Raw genomic sequence first — 25750 nt, 5'->3', positions numbered from 1 at the left:
TTTTTGAAATTAAATATTTTTCGAAAAAAAAACAATCTCGTACCGCGATTTTCGCGGCTGTATTGTCCGTTCTTGACTCTGCCATTCAAATTGTTAGTTTGCCTTCCATGTTTTTTTCTCTATGAACTTTTTCTAACGTTAAGCAACCAAAAAAAGGTCAACTGAGAAATTTTCTCAGTTGGCCTCTTCAAAATTAATAACGTTTCATAACCCGAGCAATTTGCCGATCCTGTTCACGTCGCTTGATGGTTTCACGCTTATCATACTCACGTTTACCAGTTGCCACGCCGATCAAGACCTTAGCAAATCCATGCTTCAGGTACATCTTCAATGGCACTAAGGTTACCCCTTTATCTTGGGTAGCCAGTCCCAAACGACGAATCTCCTTCTTGTGTAACAACAGTTTCCGATTCCGCAGGGGATCATGGTTAAACCGATTCCCTTGAACGTATTCACTGATATGAACATTCATGAGCCAGGCTTCATTGTTACGAATCTGGGCGAACCCGTCCTGAAGATTAACCCGTCGCTCACGCAACGACTTGATTTCTGTCCCGGTTAAGACTAGTCCCGCCTCAACGGTATCGGAGACTGCATAGTCGTGACGCGCTTTACGGTTCTGGGCTAAAACATTATCTGGTGTTTTCTTGGACTTTTTCTTCGCCAAGTCGTGTCACCTCGCTTAGTGCCGACCACCTTGTGGATGCCGGTTGTCGCCGCCGGAATTGTTCGTCCGATTTTGGCCACCGTTGCTCCGTTGACCAGTTGGTCGTTGATTCCCGTTACGGTGGTTGCCATTCCGGTTACCACCATGGTTGTTGTTAGAGTTGCTGTGATTATTATTATTGTTCCGGTTGCCATTGTTACTGTGGCCGTGATAATTGCTACCACCGCGAGAACGATGTTCACGATGAGGTAATAAATCACTGACCGGTGCCGCTTCCGGATTCAAAAGTTCAAAGTCGATTTCGCTTTGTTCCTTGTCGACATGGATCACCTTTACCCGAATGGCTTGCCCAATCTTGTACGTCCGACGGGTGTTCCGTCCAACCAGGGCCATGTATTTTTCAACGTATTCGTAATAGTCATCTTGCATCCGACTAATATGAATCAAGCCTTCAATGGTATTTGGTAATTCCACAAACATCCCGAACTTCATAACAGAGGCAACGACAGCGTCAAACTCTTCGCCAACGTGGTCTGCCATGTATTCGGCCATCTTCATGTCGTTCGTGTCCCGTTCAGCATCAATTGCCCGCCGTTCGGCCTCAGAGGTGTGAACCCCAATTTGTTCCAAGAGTGGTTCAAACTTAGCCTTGCTGGCGTCGTTAATTCCATGGTCCTCGTAATAATGAATCATCCGGTGAACCATGGTATCTGGATACCGTCGAATTGGTGACGTAAAGTGTGTATAGAACTCAGCACCCAAGCCAAAGTGACCAAGTGATTGGTCGCTGTACCGGGCTTGCTTCAAACTCCGTAACATCATCACGGAAACCATTGCTTCTTCTGGCTTACCGGCAACCTGCTTCAAGACGCCTTGCAACATCTTAGGACGCAAGTGGTTAGGGTCACCCTTAACGTTAATCCCGAAAGCCGTCAAGAATTCGAAGAAGCTCCGTACTCGATCGCCATCTGGCGTTTCGTGGACCCGGTATAAGAATGGGGTCTTAGCACGGTAATAATGTTCAGCAACGGTTTCGTTGGCAGCCAACATGAAGGATTCAATCATCCGTTCAGCCATCCCACGGGTCCGTAGCTTAACATCAATGGCGTGGCCCTGGTCGTCAACAATGATTTCAGCTTCGCGGTCATCGAAATCAATGGCCCCACGCGTCTTACGTTGCTTAACTAAGATCCGGTGTAAGTCGCCCATGGCCTCAAACATTGGGACCAGTTCCTTGTACCGGTTCATCGTTAACTCATCATGGGCTTCCAAGATTTGGTTAACGGCCGTATAAGTCATCCGTGCCTTTGAACGCATGACGGAAGGATGAATCCGGTGTTTAACCACATTCCCAGATTGGTCAATTTCCATGTCACAACTCATACATAACCGCAATTCGCCTTCATTTAAGGAACAAATCCCGTTGGAAAGACGACGTGGCAACATAGGAATAACCCGGTCAGTTAGGTAAACACTGGTCCCACGCTTGTAAGCTTCCTTGTCCAAGATTGAATCTTCTTGAACATAGTGGGAAACATCGGCAATGTGGACCCCTAAATGGAAGTTACCATTAGGCAATTTCCAAACCGTGACCGCGTCATCCAAGTCTTTTGAGGACTCGCCATCGATGGTTACCAGGTCTTGGTTCGTGATGTCTTCACGACCCTTGGTTTCCTCTGGTAAGACATGGTCTGGAATCTCGTCGGCAGCCTGCATGACTTCTTCAGGAAATTCGGAAGGAATATTGTGTTGGTACACAATCTGAAGAATATCAATACCCGGGTCATCAACACTCCCGATAACCTGCTTCGCAATCCCAACCATGGCATCTGGATGAGCATCACTAGGATATTCCGTGATTTCGGCAGTCACTACCTCACCCGGCGTTGGGTTCAAGCCAACATTGGTGACATAGAACTTATACTTCATAACCTTCTTGTCGGTTAATCGAACTTGACCCACGTAACCGGCATCATCGTCGGTTTGGAAGAACTCCCCAACGACCTGTTCGTAGTGGTGTTCGACAATTTCGGTAACCTTGCCTTCAGGACCCTTGCCGGTACGGGGATCACCCGCCCGAACAATTTCAATTTTAACGGTATCGCCATTCAGAGCGCGTAACGTATTGTTAGGCGCGATATAAGCGTCTGGTTCCACTTTATTTTCGTCGTAAGCAACAAAGCCGAAGCCCTTGTCGTTACCATGGAAAATTCCCGTCAAGACTCGTTGACTGGGGTCCAGCTGAAAATGGCCGTGCTCCGTTACCTGTACTAAGCCGTCTCGTTCCAATTGTGCTAATTCTTGCACAATCAGCTTAAAGGCAGCCGAGCCATGGTAATGCAACGCGTCTGAAATTCCTTCAACCGTGTATGCCTGGTCCGAATGGGACCGGAAAAATGCTGTTAAATCTGTTTTTAATGTATTATCTTGCACTATCGATTCCTCGTTATTTTAAAAGATTGTGTGTAAAAAATTCAGTAAGTCTTGTTCTAAGGCGTGATGGGCCGAATTAACGGTTAAGACGTGCCCCGCGCCAGGGTATTCATGAAAATCCGTCTGACCAGCCGAATAACCAGCTGCCAACCATTGCCCCGAACGCGGGTCAATCATTTTATCTGCCGTTCCTTGGGCGATAAAGACGGGTTGTTTAATCCGATTTAAGTGAGTTGCGGTGGTATCGGTGAAGGCCTGAATCGCCGTTAATTGCTGATTCAGATGCGCCTGGATCCAGGTCATTTTACCTTCAAGCTCTGCGCCAGCGATGCCTTGCGCCTGATACATCTGCTGAGCCATGCTGACAAATGCCTCTGGAACGTGCGTCGTTCCTCGGTAGATGACCGGTGAGGCAAAAGTCCCCCCACCTAACAGCGTAGAATCCTCAAGCAATGCTCGCGTCGCAAAGAGACCGCCAAGTGATAACCCAAAAATGGCTAGTCGCTGATACCCACGGTCCCGTAAGAACTGAATCGCTTGCAGCGTATCTTGCCACCACTTCTGGGGCGACCCCGCTCGTAAAATATCTGCCGGATCACCGGTGGCATGACCCGTGAAGATTGGTGCAAGCACTGTATAGTGCTCACTTTCCAACTTCCGGGCCAAGATGCGCATGTCATTTGAACTACCCGAGTAGGCATGTAATAGAATCACCGCCTCCGGGCCTTGCTCAAAGAACAATGGCGTCGGTTGTCGTTGCATCTTGAACCACCACCTTCCACACAACTCGTAACTCTTTAAAAAAGCCTCCTGTAGCAAAATCAAACAGGAGACTCAATCATTAATGTGAGGAGAAGTAAACTAGGGCTAGGGCCAAGCCAAAGAAAAGAATCCCTAGGATAACTGTCACTCTTTGCATAAATGCTTCGAAACCACGTGGCTTCTGTTTTGCAAACAAGTCATCAGCACCACCGGTTAACGCGGATAAGGCATCATTGGTTTTAGAAGGTTGCATCATCACAGCGATAATCAGTAAGACACTGACAATTAAAATACAAGTTAATAAGAAATTATACACAAATTTGCCTCCTACCTATCTAAATAGGTCTAATAGGTCTAACTATACTCCTACTAATTTATCATATTGAGCGGATTTTTACCAGCCCTACGGTTGCCTAATCTAGCTTGGCTCGCTTGGGATTGCCAATGCCATCAGGGTTTGTCGAACGTAGGCGCGATTCGCACGATTCGTGAAAACAACTAAGGTGTCTCCCGACCGTAGGACCGTGTTCCCTTGCGGAATGACCGTCTGCTCGCCGCGACGCACGCTGACCAGTAAGGCATGTTCCGGCCAATCCAGATCCCGGACGCGTTTACCAGCTAATCCAGACCCTTCCGTCACGGAAAACTCGAGGCGATCCGTGGGCCCGGTTGGCATCTCATTGGCGGGATCAACTAGTTGATGCAGCATGGCTTCATAGATTGGTGCACCACCTAACAGGTCGACGGTAATGTAGGCAACAATTGCGACCACGGCCAGCGGCATCAGGTGTTGCAGAGTCCCAACCATCTCGGTAATCAGTAAGATCGCGGTAAATGGCGCCTTGGAAATTCCGGCAAAGTACCCGGCCATCGCATAAATCATGAAGTTAGCCACGAAGATACTTGGTAAGACCCCCATCGCCACGAAGATTTGGGCGCCGATGCCGCCAAGTAAGGCGCCTAATGTCAGAATAGGTAAGAAAATCCCACCAGGCAACCCGGAACCATAACTAACCGTTGAGAAGACAAACCGCAACACAAAATAGCCGATGAGTGGCCACAATAACGGCGTCATCTTCGCAAAGCTGAGAATGAGTTGATTCCCACCACCCAAACTCTTCGGCCACATTAAACCAATCGGGATCACCAGCAAGAAGGGAATAATCCCGTTCAAATAACTGGGTAACCATCGTAACTTGGCGTACCACTCGCCACTGTTCAACGTTGCCCATTGATACCCAAATCCTAGGAGACCTAATCCCACACCTAAGACCAACAACAATCCATAATATTTAAGTGGTAACGCCTGTGCGTAGTTAATATGTAAAACGGGTGTCAGGCCAAAAACCTCACTAGACACAAAATTAGCCACAACCGCACTCGTTAACGAGATCAGCCAGACCAGCGTTGAAAAGTTATGATAAACCTCTTCCAAAATAAACAAGGTCGCCGCTATCGGCGCGTTGAAAGCGGCCGATAGTCCGGCAGCGGCGCCGCCGGCAATCAAGAGTCGGCGTCGACTGCCGGTGAAATTAAACCGTTCGGCTAGCCCTTGAGCAACGGTCCCACCAAGTTGAATCGAAGGCCCTTCACGACCAAGGAACAACCCGGCACCAATGCCAAAGACACCACTAACAAATTTCTTCCACAGAACCGGCCACCAAGCATAATCTAGATCCCCGGCTAACTGTCCCTCAACCTGAGGAATACCGGACCCCTTGATCATTGGCGATTGATGAACCCAGTGCCCAACGATTAAGGATAAGACAACCATCAATAGCACCCACGGAATCAGTCCCAACGGATGTTGTCCCAACCAATGATAGGTCATTTGAACGACTACCAATAGTTTCTCAATCACTAGGCGAAACGTACTTACGACCAGTCCAGCCAAAAGGCCGACCAGACTGCCAAATAAAATGGCTCCTGGTCGACTCAAATTGGTCTGTTGATTGGTTTGCTCTGTCACGTTACGCGCCTCCACTTAAAATAATCATTACCTTAAGTCTAGCACACCTGGTCAACGCGTTAAGCGATAATTCTTCGGTACTCCCGGCCGACTAGCAAACTCACCAGAATTAGGCCACCCCAGGCCCACCAAAGTGAAAGTTCTTCATTTGTCTGGGGTAGACGACTTTGAGACGCCCCTGGATGGTGCTGAGACCGCCGTACACGCCGTTTAGTTTTACTTCCAGCTACCGAACTGGCCAATAGGGAAGCCCCTGGAAATGGCCTGTCATGGTCATTCTTGTCAGGGATAGGGTTGTCCCCATTCGTTGGTTTGTCCGCAATATCAACTGGCTTGCCGACATCAGACGGCATTGTTGATTGGCCTGACAGTGCCCCTGTTTCACCAGAGTTGTTATCGACAGGATGGCCCGGCCGATGAGCATCCTGAGCCGGTGTCTGTGAGTGGCTGCCTGGTCCCACGGGAACTGGCTGCATCACAGCTGGTGGCTTAACGGGAAGGCCTGGATGCTCGGGCTTAACGTTTGGCCAAGGGACGACTGGCACCGGTGGCACAGGCATAACGGGAACAATCGGCTTAGGTATTGGTTGTGGTTCTGGTAAGTGACCGGTCGAACCTGAAGGCCCTGGTGTTGGTGTTGGTGTTGGTGTGACTCCCGCCCCACCTATCCGTTGAACCAACAAGCGCCAGTCCTCATGAGCATGTAAGACGGTTCGCTCCCCCTCAGCCGGTTTAACCAGCTGATAGCCCGCGGTGGCCACAGCGTGTGCTTGGCCACCAATCGTCAAATTCGCCCGCGACTTACCGCCAGAAATGAGTTCTCCAACCTCTGTGACATAGGTTAGTTGCACGGTACTCAAGGCGCCACCAGTGTAAACCAGCCTTAGCGGCGCCGTTAAATCATCATGCGCTAGGCGGCGCGATGTCACGAGCTTGGCCGCGACCAACCCCGGATGAGTAATCACCTCGTTGTCGACGAACTGACGGGTAACGACTTCAAACGGGTGTTGCCGTTTTATGCCATCATCATCCTGTCCCTCGGTGTAAAAGCTCACGGTCAATGGAAATGTAGCGGCATCGGCGCGAGCAGGAACGTTCACCAGGCCGAGCAGTAGCCCTGCCACAACACCACTAGTAATCACTAATTGTTGCCATTTCATTCATGATTCCCCCTTCGATAGGGTTAACTCCGAAAAATGGCACGGCTATTTTTCCATGAATCAAAAAGTCTTGCAGTTCACATTATTTAATTATTTATATTCATAGTTAATACGTTGACGCAATGCTGAATACTGTCTATTCTTAATGACACAACTAACGAATGAGGTGACTACCATTAATCGACTGGATATTATCTTTGCTTGGGTCGGCGGCCTATGGATCGTCTTCAAAGTCTTCGGCCTCCTGTCAAACCGCCTGTACGACAGCCATTCCGGCGCGGGGACGCTATTGGCCTTACTGCTGCTTGGCGTGGCCATCCTATTAGGATTGTTTCTCAGCGGCCGCTATCTCCTGGTCCTGCGTCACAGTTTCAAACGGACGACGACCAATCCTAGCCATACCACGAAAAAAAATTAAAAGATCAAAAAACCTCACCATTTCTGGTGAGGTTTTCATTTACAACGAAATTACTTGTTGATGATGGCCAAACGAGCATCTTCGTCTAAGTTGTAGAAGGAATGAATCCCCTTGTAGTTAGACGTCTTGCCTAATTGGTCTTCGATCCGCATTAATTGGTTGTACTTAGCGATACGTTCGCCACGGCTCATTGAACCAGTCTTAATTTGACCAGCGTTCAATGCAACCACTAAGTCAGCGATGGTCGTGTCTTCAGTTTCACCAGAACGGTGAGAGATGACAGCCGTGTAACCAGCTTCCTTAGCCATTTCAACGGCTTCAACAGTTTCAGTCAAAGTCCCGATTTGGTTCAGCTTGATTAAGATTGAGTTAGCAACGCCCATCTTGATCCCCTTAGCCAGGTAGTCCGTGTTCGTAACGAACAAGTCGTCACCAACGATTTGGACTTTCTTGCCAAGACGTTCAGTAGCCATTTGCCAGTCAGCCCATTCGTTTTCGTCCAAAGGATCTTCGATGGAAACAACTGGGTACTTGTCAACGATGCTTTCAAGTAAGCTAACGAATTCGTCGGCGGTGTAATCCTTACCGTCACCCTTTAATTCGTACTTCTTAGTATCAGCATTGTAGAATTCTGATGAGGCACAGTCAAAGGCGATAGCAACGTCCTTACCAGGTACGTAGCCGGCACGCTTGATAGCTTCAACCAAGATTTCAAATGGTTCTTCGTTGTTCTTCAAGTCAGGTGCAAAACCACCTTCGTCACCAACGGCCGTTGAGTAACCTTTTTCGTTCAAAAGGTTCTTCAAGTTATGGAAAGTTTCGGAACCCATCCGAATAGCTTCCTTAACACTCTTGGCACCAACAGGCATGATCATGAATTCTTGGAAGTCAACCTTGTTGTTGGCGTGCTTCCCACCGTTGATAACGTTCATCATTGGTGTAGGTAAAACGTGACCATTGAACCCGCCTAAGTAGTTGTACAAAGGTTGGCCTAATTCGTCGGCAGCAGCACGGGCAGCAGCTAAGGAAACACCTAAGATAGCGTTAGCACCTAACTTACCCTTGTTTGGCGTGCCATCCAAGTCGATCATGGCTTGGTCGATGGCCCGTTGGTCGGTAACATCGTAACCGACAATTTCCTTGGCAATCAGGTTGTTGACGTTGTCAACGGCCTTCGTAACACCCTTGCCCAAGAATCGACTCTTGTCGCCATCACGAAGTTCAACGGCTTCGTGTTCACCCGTTGAGGCACCAGAAGGAACGATCCCCCGGCCCATTGCACCGGCTTCGGTGTAGAGTTCAACTTCAACAGTTGGGTTACCACGTGAATCTAAGACTTCGCGTGCGTAAATATCAGAAATAATAGACATTTTTGTATTCTCTCCTTATGAAAGTTTGGCTTCACGGGAACTAGACGACAATCCCATGTTATATTCTATAAGTTTATGCTGGGACTTTCAATTAGATTCTCAGCGTTTTACAAACTTTGGTAATGTGCTAACTGAACAAATGATTTTTCGTCCAAGCTGGACCCGCCAGCTAGAACGCCATCGACGTTATCGTTCTTCATCAGGCCCGCAATGTTATCCGGCTTAACACTCCCACCGTATAACACGCGAACACCGTTAGCCAAGTCATCCGAGTAGATGTCGGCCAACGTTTGCCGAATGAGGTAACACCCTTCTTCGGCCTGATCGGAAGACGCGGTCGTGCCACTGCCAATCGCCCAACTAGGTTCGTAGGCCACCACAATCTTCGCGGCATCTTCAGCGCTAACGCCCTTCAGTGCGGCGGAGACTTGGTTAACCACCCAGTGAATTTTTTCACCAGACTCACGACGACCCATGGTTTCATCACAACAGACGATTGGCGTCATGCCGTTTCGAAAGACCGCTTGGACCTTCCGATTAATCACGTCGTCGGTTTCGTTAAAGTACCGCCGACGTTCGGAATGACCCACGATCGTGTAGGGAATTCCCATTTGATGAAGGGCCCGTGGGCTAGTTTCCCCCGTAAAGGCCCCCTCGTCTTCGTAATAACAGGTTTCCGCCCCGATCTTTAAGACATCGTCATGATTGGCATCCAACATGGTCTGTAAGAACAATGCTGGCGCGGCAATGGCCGTTTCAACCTGGTCCGCAGCGGGTAATTGACCCTGAATATCTTCGATAAACTGCCGAGCTTCTTGAACGGTCTTATTCATTTTCCAGTTTCCAGCGATGAGTGGTATTCGCAACCTGATCCACCCTTTCTCAAAATAAACTAACTACGCCCATCATCTTACCGAATTCACTATAGAGAAGCCAGTGAAAGCCCCTCCAGCATTCTCGAATGACGAGAAAAAGCCGTGGTGATCTCACCACAGCTTTTTAAAGTTTTACTTGTCAGAAATAGCAGCAATCCCTGGTAAGGTCTTACCTTCAAGGTATTCCAAGGAAGCACCACCACCGGTAGAAATGTGAGAAAGCCGGTCAGCAACGCCTAATTGTTGAACAGCGGCGGTTGAGTCACCACCACCGACAATTGTCTTAGCATCGCTTAACGTGCCCAAGAACTTCCCGATTTCCAAAGTCCCTTCGGCGTAGTTGCTCATTTCAAAGACACCCATTGGGCCGTTCCAAACAACCGTCTTGGCCGTCTTTAACACGTCTTCAAACTTGGCAATCGACTTAGGTCCAATATCCAAGGCCATGTAGCCATCAGGAACATCGCCATCAACCGTCTTGTGGTCGGCATCGTTATCGAATTTTTCGGCAACAACGGAGTCAACTGGTAAGACCAACTTGTCGCCGGCCTTTTCCAAGATTTCCTTGGCTAAGTCGATCTTGTCGGCTTCAACCAAAGAATTTCCAATCTTAATCCCCTTGGCAGCGTAGAACGTGTAAGTCATCCCACCACCGATTAAGATCTTGTCAGCCTTGGCTAACAAGTTATCGATCACACCGATCTTGTCGGAAACCTTGGCACCACCCAGGATAGCGACGAATGGGTGTTCAGGGTTGTCAACGGCACCACCGATAAAGGTGATTTCCTTTTCCATTAAGAAACCGGCAGCCGTTTGTGGCATGTTGGAAGCAATCCCAACGTTAGATGCGTGAGAACGGTGAGCCGTCCCAAAGGCATCGTTAACGAAGACGTCACCCAGTGAGGCCCAGTACTTGCCCAATTCAGGGTCATTGCCGGATTCACGCTTAACGTATTCGCCATCCTTAACGTCTTCGTAACGGGTGTTTTCCATAACTAAAACATCGCCGTCGTTTAAGCCGTCAATAGCATTTTCAAGTTGTTCACCTTCGGTCGTTGGAACGAAGGTTACGGGCTTGTTTAATAAGTTAGACAAGCGTTCGGCCACTGGACGCATGGAAAGGCCAGGCTTGTCATCTTCGGTCTTAACACGACCTAAGTGAGACAAGAGAATGGCCTTACCACCATGTTCAATGACGTACTTGATGGTTGGTAATGCTGCAACAATCCGGTTATCGTTACCGATCACACCGTCTTTGATGGGGACGTTGAAGTCGACCCGCATCAAAACTTTTTTGCTCTTTAAATCTAAATCAGAAACGGTTAATTTAGCCAATTTAGAAAAACCTCCTTGAATGAATAGATCTTTACGCTCACTTACGTTCACAAATATACAGCACTTAATCTGGAAATTCAAAGGTCGACTCCCAGTCTTAAGTCCTAATTAAAAACGCGTCGGAGTAATTTCTCCTCCGCCGCGTTTTTAGATTGACTTCTCGTGCAAAGCTATCGCTTAGAGCGTAGCGAAGTGGAGTAAAGTCCGTACCATGTTGCAAGTGAAGCCCCATTCGTTGTCGTACCATGCAACAGTCTTAACTAATTGCGTGTCACCGGCAGTGGTAACTTCAGTTTGGGTAGGATCGAATACTGAACCGTGGTCATCATCGATGATATCGCTTGAAACAATTTCGTCAGCATTGTAACCGTAAGCATCGTTGTTTGCGGTGTGCTTCTTCATTGCATCGTTGATTTCATCAGCAGTAACCTTCTTGTCCAGAACAGATACCAATTCAGTCAAAGAACCGTCAACAACGGATACCCGTTGTGCATGGCCTTGTAACTTACCCTTTAATTCAGGGATAACTAAACCGATAGCCTTAGCGGCACCAGTTGAGTGAGGAATCGTGTTAACACTGGCAGTCCGGTTGTTACGCATCTTCTTGCCACGAGGGCCATCCAAGATCATTTGAGTTGAAGTGAAGGCGTGGATAGTCGTCATAGTCCCTGCTTGGATACCAAAGTCTTCGTTTAAGAAGTAAGCCATTGGTGCTAAGCAGTTAGTCGTGCAAGAACCAGCAGAAACGATTACGTCGTCCTTAGTCAATTCGTCCAAGTTAACACCAGGAACAACCGTCTTAACGGCACCGGCTGGGGCAGATACTAAGACCCGCTTAACGCCAGCGTCAAGGTGAGCTTGTGACTTTTCTTCTGAGGTGTAGAAACCGGTACATTCGAGAACGAAGTCAACTCCGTCGTTCTTAACCCAAGGAATGTTTTGTGCCTTTGGTTCGGCGTAAACTGGGTATTCCTTGCCGTCAACTACGATACCTTTGTCCGTAGCTGAAACTTCGCCAGGGAAGCGGCCATGAGTTGAGTCATACTTCAACAGGTAAGCTAACATTGAAGGTGTCGTCAAATCGTTGATGGCAACAACTTCGATGTCACTTGAGTGGAGTTCGTGAATCCGCTTGAAAGCCAAACGGCCGATACGTCCGAAACCATTAATACCAATCTTTACAGTCATACTGTGAGTTCCTCCTTCAGGAAGTTCTAAAGAATAATTTTTTTAAAAAGCAGTACACATGAAGTATATCACCTTTTTAAAACAAAGTCAGCGGCACCGTCGTCCGTAATCAACCAGGTTTGCGACGGTGCGAGTTGCATATAGGCGGCGATGGCCGTCCCCTTTTCACTACCTCCGGCGACCGCGATGACTACCGGCTTTTTCGCCAGATCATCGATCTCCAGGCCGATTCGTGGAATCTTGCTGACCACGTGACCTTCATCGTCAAAGAAGTGGCCAAATGCCTCGCCAACAGCGTGTGCGGCTGTCAGATCGGCGACCTCATGGGGCGTCATCTTACGACGTTCCGCCATGTCCAGCGCCAGACCAATCCCATGAACCACCACGTTACTACGATCAATCAGCTGTAGGACCTCATGAATACTAGGCTCCGCAAACAAGGGCTGATAGGTCGCCGTGGTTAATTGTTCGGGAATATACAACTGGCGATAGGTGCTGTTGGTCTGTTGGGCCATTTGGGCACAGACCGTGTTCGCCTGAATAGCCGGGGATTCACCCACGCCCCCACGGGCGGGAACGAATAACAACTGACGATTCATGGCTAACGCCGGCGTCAATGCTTGAGCCAAGGTGGCCAACGTATGCCCACCCATGACGGCTACCGTACTCTTACCCGCAGGCAGACGATCCGCTAAAACCTTAGCGGCCGCCGCAGCCATTCCGGATAGCCCCCCATTCACAGCCGAGCTGTCACCGGGGACAATCGTACAGTGCTCGATTCCTAACCGTTGGGCCAAACGCAGTTCGCGTTGTTGCCGCCCGGCCAGATCGTCCATGACCGGCGTCAATCCTCGCAGGGCTTGGCGACCGGCCGGCGTCAACTGCATGCCTTGAACGGACATTTGAATGAGTCCCAGGCTCTCTAAGTCCGTGGTCACCGTCCGAACGGTTCGTTCGGACAAGACCAGTTGGTCAGCCAAGAGCCGACGCCCAACGGGCTGTTGGGCATCAATCCCACGTAGGATACGAAAGCGAGTGGTGAGCTTGGCCGTCATCTGCGGCATTACAGCCTCGATCCATTGCCAATCCGTTTGCATCGTGTCAACCTCCTACTGGGACGTTTGCCGTCCAGCGTGGGTCCAGATACGCCCACACCGGCCAAAAAATTAAGGCAATCACATGCCTACAATTGATAGTATAAGCCTCTAGGCAACCGTTTGGCAAGAGATTCATCGCACGAAAAAAGGTCTCACCCTAAAAAGGATGAGGCCTTACTGCGATGCGCCCGGAGGGAATCGAACCCCCATTTCAAGAACCGGAATCTTACGTGCGATCCATTACACTACGGGCGCAAACTTTTTCTATAAAAACACTATGAATACTATAACTGATTGTGGATAAAAATACAAGCTACCGCCTGTTATTAGTCGTTCAAACGGTGCTATAATAACTGCATCAAACTTTCCGTGGAGGTTCCAACATGACCCGTCACAAAACATTTCGTTTGGTTATCGACGCCCTATTGATGGCCATTGTTCTCTTGCAAAATATTTTACCATTTTTGGGATACATCCCCCTGGGGCCTTTCAGTATGACCCTCATTGGTCTCACCGTAATCATCGCGGCCATTGCCTTAGGACCGGTCGATGGCGTCATCATCGGGACCTTCTGGGGCCTAATTACCTTTATCCGGGCATTCACCTGGCCATCGAGCCCCGTGGCCCCGTTGGTCTTCACCAATCCCCTAATCTCAATTCTGCCGCGGCTATTGATGGGGCTACTCGCCGGATTCGTCTACCTTTGGGTCCGTCGTCACTGGCATCAAGAAAAGCTTGCCATGCGCCTCGCCGCAGCAACGGGGGCTTTAGTTAATACCGTGCTCGTCATGGGACTGATCTACATCTTCTACCAAACGCCTGCCGTAGCCACCGCCTTTGGTGCCAAGGGTAGCCAGACGCTGGGTTACGTCCTCATGATCTCTATCCTGACCAACGGTGTTCCCGAGCTCATTTTAGACGTGCTCGTCGCCCCGTTAATTGCCGGTCCACTGCGGAAACGCTGGGATCGCTTAAACCATTCGGCCAAGTCCTAAACGACCTGGCTTTTTTAGATCAAAAAAGCCGCAACGACAATCGTTGCGGCAACTGATGCGCCCGGAGGGAATCGAACCCCCATTTCAAGAACCGGAATCTTACGTGCGATCCATTACACTACGGGCGCAAAACAGCATCGGCTTTTTCAAGCACTTACTACTATAACCGATGCTGAATATAAATTCAAGTCTTCCTTCAATTATTTTTAAATCGGCCGCTAAATATAGAAGACGACCACGGAACCAAATGACGTGCGTCCCTTAACCACCAACTTTTGGTCCGCGGACCCAGCGTTTTCACCGCGCTCACCAAACGTACCGAAGTCCGTTGAAAGATCGATGCGCACCTGCCATTCCTTAGGAACATACAGCTCAACCCCACCGAAGGAATTATCGACCCAGGCTACGGCCCCTTCCGGACTGAGAACAACGTCGTCGAAATAGACCTTGGCATTGCCCATTGACGAATTAATTCGAACGCTCTTCAAATTATCCGACTGTAAATACCGAATGCTAGAACTCATGTTGACGTCGACCACGGTTTCCGAATCATTCACGTCCGTAATGGTGTCGACACTACGACCCCAACCATGGCGACCACCATGCCAGTTCTCACCATGATGGTCACTGAAGCGCCCTTGCCAGCGCCACCGAGGCCGAAAGATCATGGACAGACCAATGGTCAGCAACACGGCCGCCCCTAGGATGGTCCAAGGCGCCAGTTGGGCGATTCCCAATGGCTTGGCGAATAGAATAGCCAGGAAGGCCAATGAGAAGACGATGCCCCCCACCGAAATGTGCATCAGACTTTCAACCAAAGCAGCTACCAGAAACATCGCCAGTAGCAGTGTCCAAAAGCCAATGTGGACTGTCAAGACGCCTAATTGACTAGTGATTAAAATCCCTGCCGCTAGGACAAAGAAGACACCCCAAAACCAATTTCTTTTCATTAATTGTTACCCCTTTCGCTCCAACAACGTTTTCAGTTCTTTATAGTAACGACGCGAGACATAGACCTGTTTAGAAGATTCCTGAAACCGCACGAGATTCCCCGTCACTGACTTGGTCAACGAGCGAACCTGGTCACGATTGAGAATGGCGGACTTGGAAATACGCTGGAAGTTACCGGGTAACTGGTCGGCCAGCTCATAGAGTGGTTGCCGAGTCGTAAACATTTCCCTCGCCGTATGCACGGTCACTTGATGATCGGCCGCCTCTAAAAACAGAATATCGGCGATCACCACCTGATACTGATGACCGCGTTGACTCAGGGTTATCCGATCATTGTCTACGGTTAATCCGCCAATGACTTCGGCCAGCTTCGCCCCCCGTGCCGCATCCGCGACATGAATCACAATTTCTGGCTCCGTTGTCTGCGGGTCGACCGCCACTCGTATTTTCAAGTTCTCACCTCCTTCGATGTTCTTAGTAAACCACAAACTCGGCAGCTTGAGAATACGTCTTTCGTAAGTGGTCGTCTTCATGACGTAACCGGTCAATTTAAAAACAGAATACGTGACGTTTTAATAAACTCTGTTATGATAGTTTTAGTTAAAAGGTTAGCAGGATCAAGGAAGTCTTTTTGTTTGACCTACTTTGACCATAGCAGTACACTAGCAACATGTTAGCAAACTGCTAGCCATTCAATTGTAAAAAGGGAGGCTATCTTGTCATGAATTTAGTACCAACAGTTATCGAACAATCATCCCGTGGCGAACGGGCTTATGATATTTATTCACGACTATTAAAGGACCGGATCATTATGTTATCAGGTCCTATCGAAGATGACATGGCAAATGCCATCATTGCGCAATTGCTCTTCTTGGATGCACAAGACTCCACCAAGGACATTTCACTTTACATCAACTCACCTGGTGGTGTGGTTTCATCCGGATTGGCTATTTACGACACCATGAACTTCATCCAATCTGACGTTCAAACGATTACGTTAGGGATGGCAGCTTCAATGGCTAGTGTCTTGGCCTCATCAGGGACCAAGGGCAAGCGGTTTGCCTTACCACATGCTCAAGTGATGATTCACCAACCATCTGGTGGTGCTCAAGGGCAACAAACCGAAATTGAAATTGCCGCACGGGAAATCTTGAAGACTCGGAAGACCATCAACCAATTGCTGGCTGATAACTCTGGTCAACCAATCGAACGGATTAACCAGGATACTGAACGGGATAACTACTTAAGTGCCCAAGATGCCGTTGATTATGGTTTAATTGACCACATCATGACTAACAGTGGCGACCAAAAGAAGTAATCCAAAATGAAATAGGACTGGCTACGGCCGGCCCTATTTTTTTGTGTTTAAAACCGCCTGAATCACCAAAATCACTGGGGCAAAAACAATCCAACTAAACTGTAAGAGTTCACGTAAAAATCCGTTACTCATGCGCATCAGGGTATCCTGATCATGGGCATTGGCCCAGGAAACCCGGCTGTGCGGGGTCCGCCAGTCACCACCACGATCATTCGCCACCACATCGCGATTATGCCATCTGACACTGGGCTTAATCGTTTGCCGCAATCGCCAGCGATCGCGCACCTGACCTTCCAAGTCGGCCACCCAGGGATAGAAAAGAATTCCTGCCGCCAGAAAATACCAAAAGAAACGATCGAAATTAGGCCGGATATCTGGGCCCCAACTACGGCCCGTAAACAAGGCATAGACCGTTGCAAACTTGGCAACGTTAAAGTAGTTCACCAGTAACCGCCAAATTCTCATGGGCGCCACGTCCTTTCTGTGACCCCCATTATATGAAGCAGAATACAAAAAAGTCAGCTAACCCCATATTTGGTTAGCTGACTTTCCTTTATTCTTTAGGCCGTGGCCTCGCCACGTAACTGTTTTGCATAGTCATTAATTTTCCGGAGACGATGGTTAATCCCAGATTTTGAGATCGGACCCCCGGGGACCAGATCCCCAAGCTCCTTCAAGCTGACCTCGCTATGGGCCAACCGGGCCTCGGCCACCTCACGAAGCTTCGTTGGCAATTGCCCCAGCCCCACGGTTGCCTCGATAAACTGAATGTTATCGATTTGCCGCGTGGAAGCCGTCGCCACTTTATCCAAATTGGCATTTTCACAGTTCACCAACCGGTTGACGGAATTACGCATATCCCGCATGATTCGCACGTCTTCAAACCGCAACATCGCCGTCGTAGCGCCGATGAGCGACAGGAAATCCGCAATGCGCTCCGCCCCCTTGAGGTAGGTGATGTACCCACTCCGCCGGACAATCGTCCGGGCATTCAGGTCATACCGATTCATCATTTCCGCAATCATCTGGTTATGCTCTTCATACAAAGAGTATATCTCCAGGTGATACCGGCTCGTTTCCGGGTTGTTAACCGACCCCCCTGCTAGGAAGGCCCCTCGCAGATACGAACGAACCTGCATATCATCATCCAGAATTTCCTTGGGAACCGACTCCAAGAGCTGCATCCCATCAAAGATTCCTAGATCCGACAAAACCTCTGTCACGCCGGTCTTCACCCGCACGATGTACAAGTTGTTCTTCTTCAGCTTCATCTTCCGCCGAACCAGCAATTCACTCTCCAGGTCATAGAACTGCTTAAGCAGCTGGTACATCCGGCGAGCGATCGCCGGATTTTCCGTCTGCACGTTCAAGACGAAGTGGTGGTTAGCCAGTCCAAGTGCCCCGTTCATTCGAATCAGGGCAACCAATTCCGCCTTAGCGTTGTCCCGATGGACATCCAAGGTGGTTAATTCCTTTTTCACTTCACTTGCATATGACATTTAATTAACCTCGTCAGTCCTTCTGGAAACGCGGCTGTCCAATCAGATTCAGCAGTTCATGGACCACCTCTTGACCGTTATGGAACGCCCCGTTGTCTCTAAGTTGCAGGAAGTCGGTCGAAATCACCCGACATCCTAGGCTACGTAAGCCCTTGAAATCATGTTTAACTGGTTGAGACATCTCGTCCCAACGCTGGTAATCGATGTACTTTTCGGGCACCTTGCGGGTGTTAACCAGGACCGTATCAATAAAGTTCGCGCCTAGATGTTCATTCAACACCCGCACGTGATCCGCATCCGTAAAGTTTTCCGTTTCACCCTTTTGCGTCATGATATTACAAATATACACGACCTCGGCGGGGCTCTCGCGAACCGCCTTACCAACACTACTAATCATCAGGTTAGGCAGGATACTGGTAAATAGGCTCCCCGGCCCTAAGACGATCTGGTCGGCGTCCATGATGGCATCGATAACGGGCTGAGCCGCTTGCGGTTGCGCATGATGGTTACTGGTCTCCACCCAGACCCGCTTGATCAGCTTGTGAGCCGCAGTGATTTCCGACTCCCCACGCAATGAGGTGCCGTCGGCAAACTGGGCGTGTAGCTCCAGTGGCTCGTTGGCCGCCGGGTAAATATGGCCATTAACCCGCATCAATTGCGAAAGCTCTTGAACCGCATCAAAGATCCCGCCCTTCATTTCTGAAAGGGCGGCGATGATTAAATTACCAATCGCATGACCAGCAAAAAAGTCATCGGTTGTCTCGAAACGATATTGGAACAGGTCTTTGTAAATACTTGGTACTTCTGCCAGCGCCACCATGACGTTGCGAATATCACCAGGCGGAACAACGTTCACATAATGCCGAATAATACCGGAAGACCCACCATCGTCGGCAACGGTCACGACCGCCGTGATATCGACATCCTGATCTCGTAAGTTACTCAGGATGACGGGCAGTCCGGTTCCCCCACCGATCACCACAATCTTAGGGCGTCGGCTCTTCATTAAGTCTCTCATGATCGATTCGCGGACTCCTTTCGCTTCTCGATGTCCCGGTGAGTCACGTTCACTGGGTACATGTCACCGAGGGCCCTAGCAATTCGCCGCACAATTGCCACCGAACGGTGTTGACCACCCGTACAGCCAATGGCAATGGTGAGGTTGGATTTGCCCTCTTTCTTATAGCCCGGAACGATCGTCTTCAGGAGACCAATGAAGCGTTCATAGAACTCCTCGGTCTGTGGCTGACTCATCACGTAGTCGTAAACTGACTGGTCCTTGCCAGTCAATTCACGCAGTTCGGGTAAGTAATAAGGATTGGGTAGGAAGCGGACGTCCATCACAATATCGGCATCGATGGGCAAGCCATACTTAAACCCAAACGACATTAAGTCAATGTGAAAGACGTGAACCTCTTCCGTTTCATAATTATGAAAAATTTCTTCACGAAGTTTCCGGGGGCTCAGCTTAGTCGTATCAATGACCAGTTGGGCAGCCTGCCGGATTGGTGCCAACAGGGTCCGTTCCCGCTGAATTCCTTCCATCACCCGACCGTTGCGGGCCAAGGGGTGCGCACGTCTCGTTTCCTTGTAACGGGAAACCAGTTCTTCATCCGAGGCATCCAGGAACAACACCTGGGCGTTCATCATTCCGTGAACGGCCACATCATTTAACATCCGGACAATTTCGTCATAAAAGGCCCGTGAACGCAGGTCCATAACCAAGGCAATCTTGGACAGTTTCCCTGATTCACGTACTAGATCCCAGAATTTAGGGAGTAACGATGGGGGCATATTATCAATACAGAAATAGCCGAGATCTTCGAAACTTTGCATGGCAACAGTTTTCCCGGCACCACTCATCCCGGTGATAATCACCAGGTGGATTTCATTCGTCATGACACTCCTCCAGCTTTCCTTTTTAAAAACGTCTTTAAGCAGTATAGCATACCGGGCGTGTCTTTTCCTAATATTTCGTTTATCTGGCAAACAAAGTTACCCCATATTGGTTTTCTCTGGGCCAATTCAGCCAATTACCGCAATTAAAAAGGCCAAGACCGGCGTCTTGACCTTTGAATCATTAGTTAAGTTTACGAACGACTGCGAGCGAAGGCAATCCAAATGGCATTGATGCCGAAGATGATGAAGAAGATCGCAATCAAGACGTTCAACGATAACGCTGCGGCAATGGGATGAACAAACAACATGATGCCGACTACCAGTGTCAAAACATCAAGGATGATCGATAACCAGTAGAAACTCCCACCGAAGCGACGCAGGTGACTGGCGACTACGAGTCGTTCCAACGAGTCGAAGATAAACCAGAGGGCAAACAGGTACCCCAGCGTGACGATGGCACTGTTCATATCGAAGAAGAATACGATGGCAATCAAGATATCCAGAATGCCGAATGCCAAGGCAAAGTTTGCTCGAACACCGGTCACCTCACGTAGCTTCTTATAACCGGCGATCGTGGTTAACCCACTGAGCAAGGCCATCACGGCAAAAATAATGGCCAGGCCCGTTAGTCCGACCTTAGGTGAACGAAGTAATCCTCCAGCCGCAACTAGGAATAAGATTCCGAGGATAAATTCACTCCAGTCAAATCCCCAACGGGTACGATTCATTTCAAACATATCTGCATCTCCTCACAACTACCGGCAAGTAATCACCGGTTTTCAACCATTGTACTGGTTTTTACGACACCTCACAAGCACCCCACAAAAAAAGACAGGATTGTCCGGCTAGCTCGCCAGGTGATCCCGTCTTCATCATTCACTTACGAGGCCGCCGGATCCGTATGATCCGCTTCGGTCCGCGCGCGATCTCGTTCCAGAACCGGCTTCAAGTATTGGCCAGTGTAACTGGACTTAACTTCGGCTAATTCCTCTGGTGTTCCAGTGGCAACAACGTTACCGCCAGCTTCCCCACCCTCAGGACCGAGGTCGATCAAATGGTCGGCCGTCTTAATCACGTCTAGGTTATGTTCAATAACCAACACCGTGTTGCCCTTGTTGACGAGTCGATGGAGCACCTCCAACAGACGCTTGATATCGTCCGTGTGGAGCCCAGTCGTTGGTTCGTCCAAGATGTAGAAGTTCTTACCGTTCTGTTGCTTGTGCAGTTCCGAAGCCAACTTCATCCGTTGGGCTTCCCCACCAGACAAGGTCGTGGCCGGTTGGCCTAACTTAACATAGCCCAAGCCAACGTCCTGAATCGTCTGCAGCTTACGCGTGATCTTTGGAATGGCTTCGAAGAATTTCAAGGCTTCACTAACCGTCATATCCAAGACATCCGCGATGTTCTTGCCTTTGTATTCAACTTCCAAGGTTTCAGAATTGTACCGCGTCCCGTGACAAACCTCGCAGGGAACGTAGACGTCTGGCAAGAAATTCATTTCGATCTTTAAGATCCCATCACCATGACAGGCCTCACAACGTCCACCCTTGGTGTTAAAGCTAAAGCGGCCCTTTTGATAACCCCGGAGCTTCGCATCGTTGGTCTGAGCGAACAGGCTCCGCACGTCATCGAAGACCCCGGTATAGGTTGCCGGATTACTTCGCGGTGTCCGACCAATCGGGCTTTGGTCGATATTGACCAGCCGCTCGATGTTCTGAACCCCGGCGATCTCGGCAAATTTCCCCGGCTTCTCAGAGTTGTGATTCAACTTCTGAGCAATGGCCCGCTTCAGAATCGTATTAACCAGCGTGGATTTACCGGAACCGGAAACCCCGGTAACGACAACAAATTCCCCAAGTGGAAAGTCAACGTCAATCGACTTCAAGTTGTTCTCCGCGGCACCGGTAATGCGGATCTGTTTGCCATTGCCCTCGCGACGGCTCAACGGCACCGGAATGTATTGTTTGCCGGCCAGATACTGACCCGTCAAGGACTTCCGCGAACGCATGACCTGCTTGGGTGTTCCTGAAGCCATCACATGGCCCCCATTTTCACCCGCGCCAGGACCAATATCAACGATATAATCAGCCGCCCGCATGGTGTCCTCATCGTGTTCAACCACGATCAAGGTGTTCCCAAGATCCCGCATTTGTTTAAGTGAGTTAATCAATCGGTCATTGTCGCGTTGGTGCAACCCAATGGAGGGTTCGTCCAAAATGTACAGCACCCCAGACAGGTTTGATCCAATCTGTGTGGCCAACCGAATCCGTTGGGCCTCCCCACCGGAAAGCGTCCGGGCGGAACGACTGAGCGTCAGGTAATCTAGCCCCACGTTCTGTAGGAATGTTAACCGATCACGGATCTCCTTTAGGATGGGCTGAGCAATCACCTCATCCTGTTCCCCAAAGCTGAGGTCTTGGAAGAAGTGAAGCTCTTTGCCAACGGGCAGGTTAGACACTTCACCAATATGTTGGTGATTAATCTTAACACTCAATGCCTGCCGGTTTAAACGATAGCCATGACAACTCTGGCAGGTTAATTCGGCCATGTACTTCCGCATCACATCGCGAGTAAAGTCGCTGTTCGTTTCATGATAACGCCGGTCAATGTTGGGTACGACCCCTTCGAAGGCCACATCGATGTCCCGAACGCCACCGAAGTCATTCTCGTAGTGAAAATGGAATTCACGGCCATTTGACCCGTTTAAAACGGTCGCTTGGTCTTCCTTTGAAAGATCCTTAAATGGTGTATCCATATCAATGCCAAAGGCATCGCAGGCCTGTTCCAACAATGCTGGATAGTATTGCGAACTAATTGGGTTCCAAGGCTCGAGTGCGCCTTCACGAAGCGTCTTCGTCTTGTCGGGAACGACCAGGTCCAGGTCGACCTCGAGCTTAACCCCCAGGCCATCACATTCAGGACAAGCCCCAAAGGGCGCATTGAACGAGAATAGGCGAGGTTCTAATTCGCCAACGGTAAAGCCACAGACGGGACAAGCATAGTGCTCAGAAAAAATCATCGGATCGCCATCAATCAAGTCGGCAATGGCATAGCCGCCACTAAGTCGTAGGGCCGCCTCAAAAGAATCGAATAGCCGAGACCGAATGCCCGACTTAATCACAATTCGGTCGATAACGATCGCAATATCGTGGCTTTGGTTTTTATTTAATTCGGGAACATCATCCAAGTCCATCGTATCGCCATCGACCCGAACTCGAACGAAGCCTTCCCGACGAATCTTTTCAAAGATCTTCTTGTGTTGCCCCTTCTTTGCCCGAACAATTGGGGAAAGAATTTGAAGCTTAGTTCGTTCTGGCAACGCTAAGACCTGATCCACCATCTGCTCAACGCTCTGACTGGTGATGGTGGTGCCGTCATTAGGACAGATGGGGGTCCCAACCCGGGCCCACAAAAGCCGGAGGTAGTCGTTAATCTCAGTGACCGTCCCCACCGTTGACCGTGGGTTCTTCGACGTCGTCTTTTGGTCAATGGAAATGGCCGGACTCAATCCATCGATCGAGTCCACGTCTGGCTTATCCATTTGTCCCAAGAACTGGCGAGCATAGGAAGACAAACTCTCCACGTACCGTCGTTGCCCTTCGGCATACAACGTATCGAACGCCAGGGAACTCTTGCCGGAACCGGACAACCCACTAATGACGACCAGTTTATTCTTCGGAATCGTCACGTCAATATCTTTTAAATTATGGGCGCGCGCCCCATGAATAACAATTTTATCGTTTGCCAATGGACATTTCTCCTTACTGCCTAATCACCAATCTCCGTCTTCATCTCCATCACGGTATCTCGGAGTGAAGCCGCTTGTTCAAAGTCTAACTTCTTCGCCGCTGCCCGCATCTCGTCTTCCAAACGAGCAATCAACTTCTCTTGGTCTTCGCGGTCCATGTCTTCAAAGTCGCTGGCCACGAAGTCATCCTTCTCACCAGCATTTTCATCCGTCTTCGTTACCGAGATCAGATCACGAATTGGTTTGATAATCGTGGTTGGCGTAATGCCATGTTCCTTGTTATAAGCAATTTGGGTCGTTCGCCGCCGAGCGGTCTCATCCATGGCTGCTTGCATCGAATCCGTAACCGAATCGGCATACATGATGACCGACCCGTGAGAATTTCGTGCCGCCCGACCAATCGTTTGAATTAACGACCGTTCGTTACGCAAGAAGCCTTCCTTATCGGCATCTAAGATGGCGACCAAGGACACTTCAGGAATGTCGATCCCTTCACGTAACAGGTTGATCCCAATCAAAACGTCATACTTACCAAGCCGCAGATCCCGCATGATCTCAGTTCGCTCAAGGGTCTTGATGTCCGAGTGAAGATAGGCCACCTTAATCCCCAGATCCTTCATATAATCAGTTAAGTCTTCTGCCATCTTTTTCGTTAAGGTCGTGACAAAAGTCCGCTCATTCTTTTCGACTCTGGCATTAATTTCGCCAACCAGATCGTCCATTTGCCCCATAATTGGTCGCACTTCGATCGTTGGATCAAGTAGACCGGTAGGCCGGATGATCTGTTGAACCACGTGCTTTGTCTGCTCTTCTTCGTAAGGACCAGGTGTTGCAGACATGTAAATGACCTGATTCATATGTTGTTCCACTTCATTTAATTTCAGCGGCCGGTTGTCCAACGCACTAGGCAGCCGGAAACCATAGTCCACCAATTGCTGCTTACGGGCCCGGTCACCATTATACATGCCGCGAACCTGTGGCATAGTCACGTGAGATTCATCGACGACCATTAAGAAGTCTTTCGGGAAGAAATCCATCAGGGTATAGGGTGGTTCTCCTGGCTTACGACCGTCCATCCAACGCGAATAGTTTTCGATGCCACTGGTATAGCCCATTTCACGCATCATTTCCAAGTCATACGTGGTCCGTTGCTTCAGTCGCTGGGCTTCCAACAACTTGCCGGCGCCTTCCAACTCGGTGACCCGTTCCTTTAATTCGCCTTCGATCCCATTCGTGGCCTCGGCCATGATGTCATCGTTCGTCATAAAGTGGGTCGCGGGGAAGATGGCCACGTGTTCACGATCGGCCACAATTTCCCCTGTCAACGCATCGACTTCACGAATCCGGTCGATCTCGTCGCCAAAGAATTCTACCCGCAAGGCGCGTTCGTCACGAGATGCGGGGAAGATTTCAACCACATCACCATGTACCCGGAACCGGCCTCGTTGGAAATCATAATCGTTCCGTTCAAATTGAATATTGACTAGTTTACGGAGTAAGGCATCTCGCTCAATCTCCTGGCCAACCCGCAGTGAAACCACGTGATTCTTATACTCAGTTGGGTCACCTAAACCAAAGATTGAGGAAACGGAGGCCACCACAATCACATCGTTGCGTTCCAATAAAGAACTCGTCGCCGAGTGGCGCAACTTATCAATTTCATCATTAATCGAGGAGTCTTTTTCAATATACGTATCGCTCGAAGGGACATACGCCTCCGGTTGATAATAATCATAATAACTAACAAAATATTCAACCGCATTGTTCGGGAAAAATTGCTTAAATTCGCCATATAGTTGGCCTGCCAACGTCTTGTTATGTGAGAGAACCAGCGTCGGTTTATTCACATTTTTAATGACGTTAGAAATGGTGAAGGTCTTCCCCGTCCCAGTCGCACCCAATAGAATCTGGGCCTTCTCGCCGTCCTCCAGGCCCTTGGTTAAAGCCTTGATCGCCTGGGGTTGATCCCCAGTTGGCTGGTACTTTGAGACTAGGTCGAACTTGCGATCCGTCTGTCGATCGATCATGAATGATTGCCTCCCTTACCCGTTATTTATTCATCAGAA

General features: G+C 49.4%; 23 protein-coding genes and 2 tRNA genes. 3 read left to right on the top strand and 22 right to left on the bottom strand.

The features are described 5' to 3' along the window. Positions 1-193: 193 nt before the first annotated feature. The 6 genes from smpB to EKM96_RS04725 form a co-directional block, all read right to left on the bottom strand. Positions 194-667, bottom strand: a complete 474-nt coding sequence (gene smpB, locus EKM96_RS04750) for an SsrA-binding protein SmpB (RefSeq protein WP_125640501.1) — start codon at positions 665-667, stop codon at positions 194-196. Positions 668-682: 15 nt separating this feature from the next. After that, complete coding sequence (rnr, locus tag EKM96_RS04745; RefSeq protein ID WP_125640498.1) at positions 683-3100, bottom strand: ribonuclease R; 2418 nt, start codon at positions 3098-3100, stop codon at positions 683-685. Between the two features lie 18 nt (positions 3101-3118). Next, on the bottom strand, positions 3119-3862 hold the full coding sequence (locus tag EKM96_RS04740) for an alpha/beta hydrolase (protein ID WP_125640495.1): 744 nt from the start codon (positions 3860-3862) through the stop codon (positions 3119-3121). A 79-nt stretch (positions 3863-3941) separates the two neighbouring features. Next, complete coding sequence (gene secG / locus EKM96_RS04735) at positions 3942-4178, bottom strand: preprotein translocase subunit SecG (RefSeq protein WP_125640493.1); 237 nt, start codon at positions 4176-4178, stop codon at positions 3942-3944. A gap of 102 nt (positions 4179-4280) precedes the next feature. Next, a complete protein-coding gene (locus EKM96_RS04730; RefSeq protein ID WP_125640490.1) occupies positions 4281-5831 on the bottom strand; it encodes a ClC family H(+)/Cl(-) exchange transporter in 1551 nt (516 codons plus the stop codon). A gap of 59 nt (positions 5832-5890) precedes the next feature. Then, positions 5891-6991: a hypothetical protein gene (locus EKM96_RS04725; RefSeq protein WP_125640487.1), complete on the bottom strand. Its 1101-nt coding sequence runs from the start codon at positions 6989-6991 to the stop codon at positions 5891-5893. 145 nt (positions 6992-7136) lie between these two features. On the opposite strand from EKM96_RS04725, the gene EKM96_RS04720 reads away from it, so the two are divergent. Continuing rightward, positions 7137-7409, top strand: a complete 273-nt coding sequence (locus EKM96_RS04720; protein ID WP_125640484.1) for a hypothetical protein — start codon at positions 7137-7139, stop codon at positions 7407-7409. Positions 7410-7459: 50 nt separating this feature from the next. On the opposite strand, the gene eno is transcribed toward EKM96_RS04720, so the two are convergent. The 6 genes from eno to EKM96_RS04690 form a co-directional block, all read right to left on the bottom strand. Beyond that, positions 7460-8779, bottom strand: a complete 1320-nt coding sequence (gene eno / locus EKM96_RS04715; protein WP_061776285.1) for a phosphopyruvate hydratase — start codon at positions 8777-8779, stop codon at positions 7460-7462. 107 nt (positions 8780-8886) lie between these two features. Next, positions 8887-9645 carry a triose-phosphate isomerase gene (gene tpiA, locus EKM96_RS04710; protein ID WP_125640481.1) on the bottom strand — a complete coding sequence of 253 codons (759 nt, stop codon included), beginning with the start codon at positions 9643-9645 and terminating at the stop codon, positions 8887-8889. Positions 9646-9786: 141 nt separating this feature from the next. Next, positions 9787-10989, bottom strand: coding sequence for a phosphoglycerate kinase (locus tag EKM96_RS04705; RefSeq protein WP_125640478.1), 1203 nt, complete (start codon positions 10987-10989; stop codon positions 9787-9789). 177 nt (positions 10990-11166) lie between these two features. After that, positions 11167-12177 (bottom strand): type I glyceraldehyde-3-phosphate dehydrogenase, encoded by a 1011-nt coding sequence (gene gap / locus EKM96_RS04700; RefSeq protein ID WP_125640475.1) that lies wholly within the window; start codon positions 12175-12177, stop codon positions 11167-11169. A 68-nt stretch (positions 12178-12245) separates the two neighbouring features. Then, positions 12246-13274, bottom strand: a complete 1029-nt coding sequence (locus tag EKM96_RS04695; protein WP_125640472.1) for a sugar-binding transcriptional regulator — start codon at positions 13272-13274, stop codon at positions 12246-12248. A 183-nt stretch (positions 13275-13457) separates the two neighbouring features. Continuing rightward, positions 13458-13529, bottom strand: a tRNA-Arg gene (locus EKM96_RS04690). Between the two features lie 128 nt (positions 13530-13657). Here EKM96_RS04690 and EKM96_RS04685 point away from each other — a divergent pair. Continuing rightward, positions 13658-14269 carry an ECF transporter S component gene (locus EKM96_RS04685; protein WP_125640469.1) on the top strand — a complete coding sequence of 204 codons (612 nt, stop codon included), beginning with the start codon at positions 13658-13660 and terminating at the stop codon, positions 14267-14269. A gap of 56 nt (positions 14270-14325) precedes the next feature. Here EKM96_RS04685 and EKM96_RS04680 read toward each other — a convergent pair. The 3 genes from EKM96_RS04680 to EKM96_RS04670 form a co-directional block, all read right to left on the bottom strand. Beyond that, positions 14326-14397 (bottom strand) — tRNA-Arg (locus tag EKM96_RS04680). A gap of 90 nt (positions 14398-14487) precedes the next feature. Next, positions 14488-15219, bottom strand: a complete 732-nt coding sequence (locus EKM96_RS04675) for a LiaF transmembrane domain-containing protein (protein ID WP_125640467.1) — start codon at positions 15217-15219, stop codon at positions 14488-14490. A gap of 6 nt (positions 15220-15225) precedes the next feature. Beyond that, positions 15226-15672 (bottom strand): LytTR family DNA-binding domain-containing protein, encoded by a 447-nt coding sequence (locus tag EKM96_RS04670; RefSeq protein ID WP_225417616.1) that lies wholly within the window; start codon positions 15670-15672, stop codon positions 15226-15228. A gap of 269 nt (positions 15673-15941) precedes the next feature. Here EKM96_RS04670 and clpP point away from each other — a divergent pair, with 269 nt between their 5' ends. Beyond that, positions 15942-16538, top strand: coding sequence for an ATP-dependent Clp endopeptidase proteolytic subunit ClpP (clpP, locus tag EKM96_RS04665; RefSeq protein WP_125640461.1), 597 nt, complete (start codon positions 15942-15944; stop codon positions 16536-16538). Positions 16539-16571: 33 nt separating this feature from the next. Here the strand turns inward: clpP and EKM96_RS04660 are convergent, their stop codons facing one another. The 7 genes from EKM96_RS04660 to uvrB all read right to left on the bottom strand — a co-directional run bounded on the left by EKM96_RS04660 (position 16572) and on the right by uvrB (position 25711). Then, the gene (locus tag EKM96_RS04660) at positions 16572-17003 is read right to left on the bottom strand and encodes a hypothetical protein (protein WP_125640458.1); all 432 of its coding nucleotides are present in this window, start codon (positions 17001-17003) and stop codon (positions 16572-16574) included. A 95-nt stretch (positions 17004-17098) separates the two neighbouring features. Continuing rightward, on the bottom strand, positions 17099-18037 hold the full coding sequence (gene whiA / locus EKM96_RS04655; protein ID WP_125640455.1) for a DNA-binding protein WhiA: 939 nt from the start codon (positions 18035-18037) through the stop codon (positions 17099-17101). A gap of 13 nt (positions 18038-18050) precedes the next feature. Continuing rightward, a complete protein-coding gene (locus EKM96_RS04650; protein ID WP_125640452.1) occupies positions 18051-19055 on the bottom strand; it encodes a gluconeogenesis factor YvcK family protein in 1005 nt (334 codons plus the stop codon). Beyond that, positions 19052-19936 (bottom strand): RNase adapter RapZ, encoded by an 885-nt coding sequence (gene rapZ / locus EKM96_RS04645; RefSeq protein WP_125640449.1) that lies wholly within the window; start codon positions 19934-19936, stop codon positions 19052-19054. The genes EKM96_RS04650 and rapZ overlap by 4 nt, the downstream gene beginning before the upstream one ends. A gap of 191 nt (positions 19937-20127) precedes the next feature. Beyond that, the gene (locus EKM96_RS04640) at positions 20128-20673 is read right to left on the bottom strand and encodes an HdeD family acid-resistance protein (RefSeq protein ID WP_125640447.1); all 546 of its coding nucleotides are present in this window, start codon (positions 20671-20673) and stop codon (positions 20128-20130) included. A gap of 143 nt (positions 20674-20816) precedes the next feature. After that, complete coding sequence (uvrA, locus tag EKM96_RS04635) at positions 20817-23684, bottom strand: excinuclease ABC subunit UvrA (RefSeq protein ID WP_125640444.1); 2868 nt, start codon at positions 23682-23684, stop codon at positions 20817-20819. A gap of 20 nt (positions 23685-23704) precedes the next feature. After that, positions 23705-25711, bottom strand: a complete 2007-nt coding sequence (gene uvrB / locus EKM96_RS04630; RefSeq protein ID WP_125640442.1) for an excinuclease ABC subunit UvrB — start codon at positions 25709-25711, stop codon at positions 23705-23707. Positions 25712-25750 lie beyond the last annotated feature (39 nt).

This window comes from Levilactobacillus tangyuanensis (genome assembly GCF_003946545.1).
GTDB lineage: Bacteria > Bacillota > Bacilli > Lactobacillales > Lactobacillaceae > Levilactobacillus > Levilactobacillus tangyuanensis.
Note: the sequence above shows the minus strand (reverse complement) of the source record. Positions and strands in the feature narration are given on the sequence as shown.

Excerpts from the sequence above, each read along its gene's own strand:
- EKM96_RS04740 (WP_125640495.1), bottom strand. The coding sequence starts at position 3,862 with ATGCAACGACAACCGACGCCATTGTTCTTTGAGCAAGGCCCGGAGGCG.
- EKM96_RS04725 (WP_125640487.1), bottom strand. The coding sequence starts at position 6,991 with ATGAAATGGCAACAATTAGTGATTACTAGTGGTGTTGTGGCAGGGCTA.
- EKM96_RS04720 (WP_125640484.1), top strand. The coding sequence starts at position 7,137 with ATGACACAACTAACGAATGAGGTGACTACCATTAATCGACTGGATATT.
- eno (WP_061776285.1), bottom strand. The coding sequence starts at position 8,779 with ATGTCTATTATTTCTGATATTTACGCACGCGAAGTCTTAGATTCACGT.
- gap (WP_125640475.1), bottom strand. The coding sequence starts at position 12,177 with ATGACTGTAAAGATTGGTATTAATGGTTTCGGACGTATCGGCCGTTTG.
- EKM96_RS04695 (WP_125640472.1), bottom strand. The coding sequence starts at position 13,274 with ATGCAAACGGATTGGCAATGGATCGAGGCTGTAATGCCGCAGATGACG.
- EKM96_RS04685 (WP_125640469.1), top strand. The coding sequence starts at position 13,658 with ATGACCCGTCACAAAACATTTCGTTTGGTTATCGACGCCCTATTGATG.
- EKM96_RS04675 (WP_125640467.1), bottom strand. The coding sequence starts at position 15,219 with ATGAAAAGAAATTGGTTTTGGGGTGTCTTCTTTGTCCTAGCGGCAGGG.
- clpP (WP_125640461.1), top strand. The coding sequence starts at position 15,942 with ATGAATTTAGTACCAACAGTTATCGAACAATCATCCCGTGGCGAACGG.
- EKM96_RS04660 (WP_125640458.1), bottom strand. The coding sequence starts at position 17,003 with ATGAGAATTTGGCGGTTACTGGTGAACTACTTTAACGTTGCCAAGTTT.
- whiA (WP_125640455.1), bottom strand. The coding sequence starts at position 18,037 with ATGTCATATGCAAGTGAAGTGAAAAAGGAATTAACCACCTTGGATGTC.
- EKM96_RS04650 (WP_125640452.1), bottom strand. The coding sequence starts at position 19,055 with ATGAGAGACTTAATGAAGAGCCGACGCCCTAAGATTGTGGTGATCGGT.
- rapZ (WP_125640449.1), bottom strand. The coding sequence starts at position 19,936 with ATGACGAATGAAATCCACCTGGTGATTATCACCGGGATGAGTGGTGCC.
- EKM96_RS04640 (WP_125640447.1), bottom strand. The coding sequence starts at position 20,673 with ATGTTTGAAATGAATCGTACCCGTTGGGGATTTGACTGGAGTGAATTT.
- uvrB (WP_125640442.1), bottom strand. The coding sequence starts at position 25,711 with ATGATCGATCGACAGACGGATCGCAAGTTCGACCTAGTCTCAAAGTAC.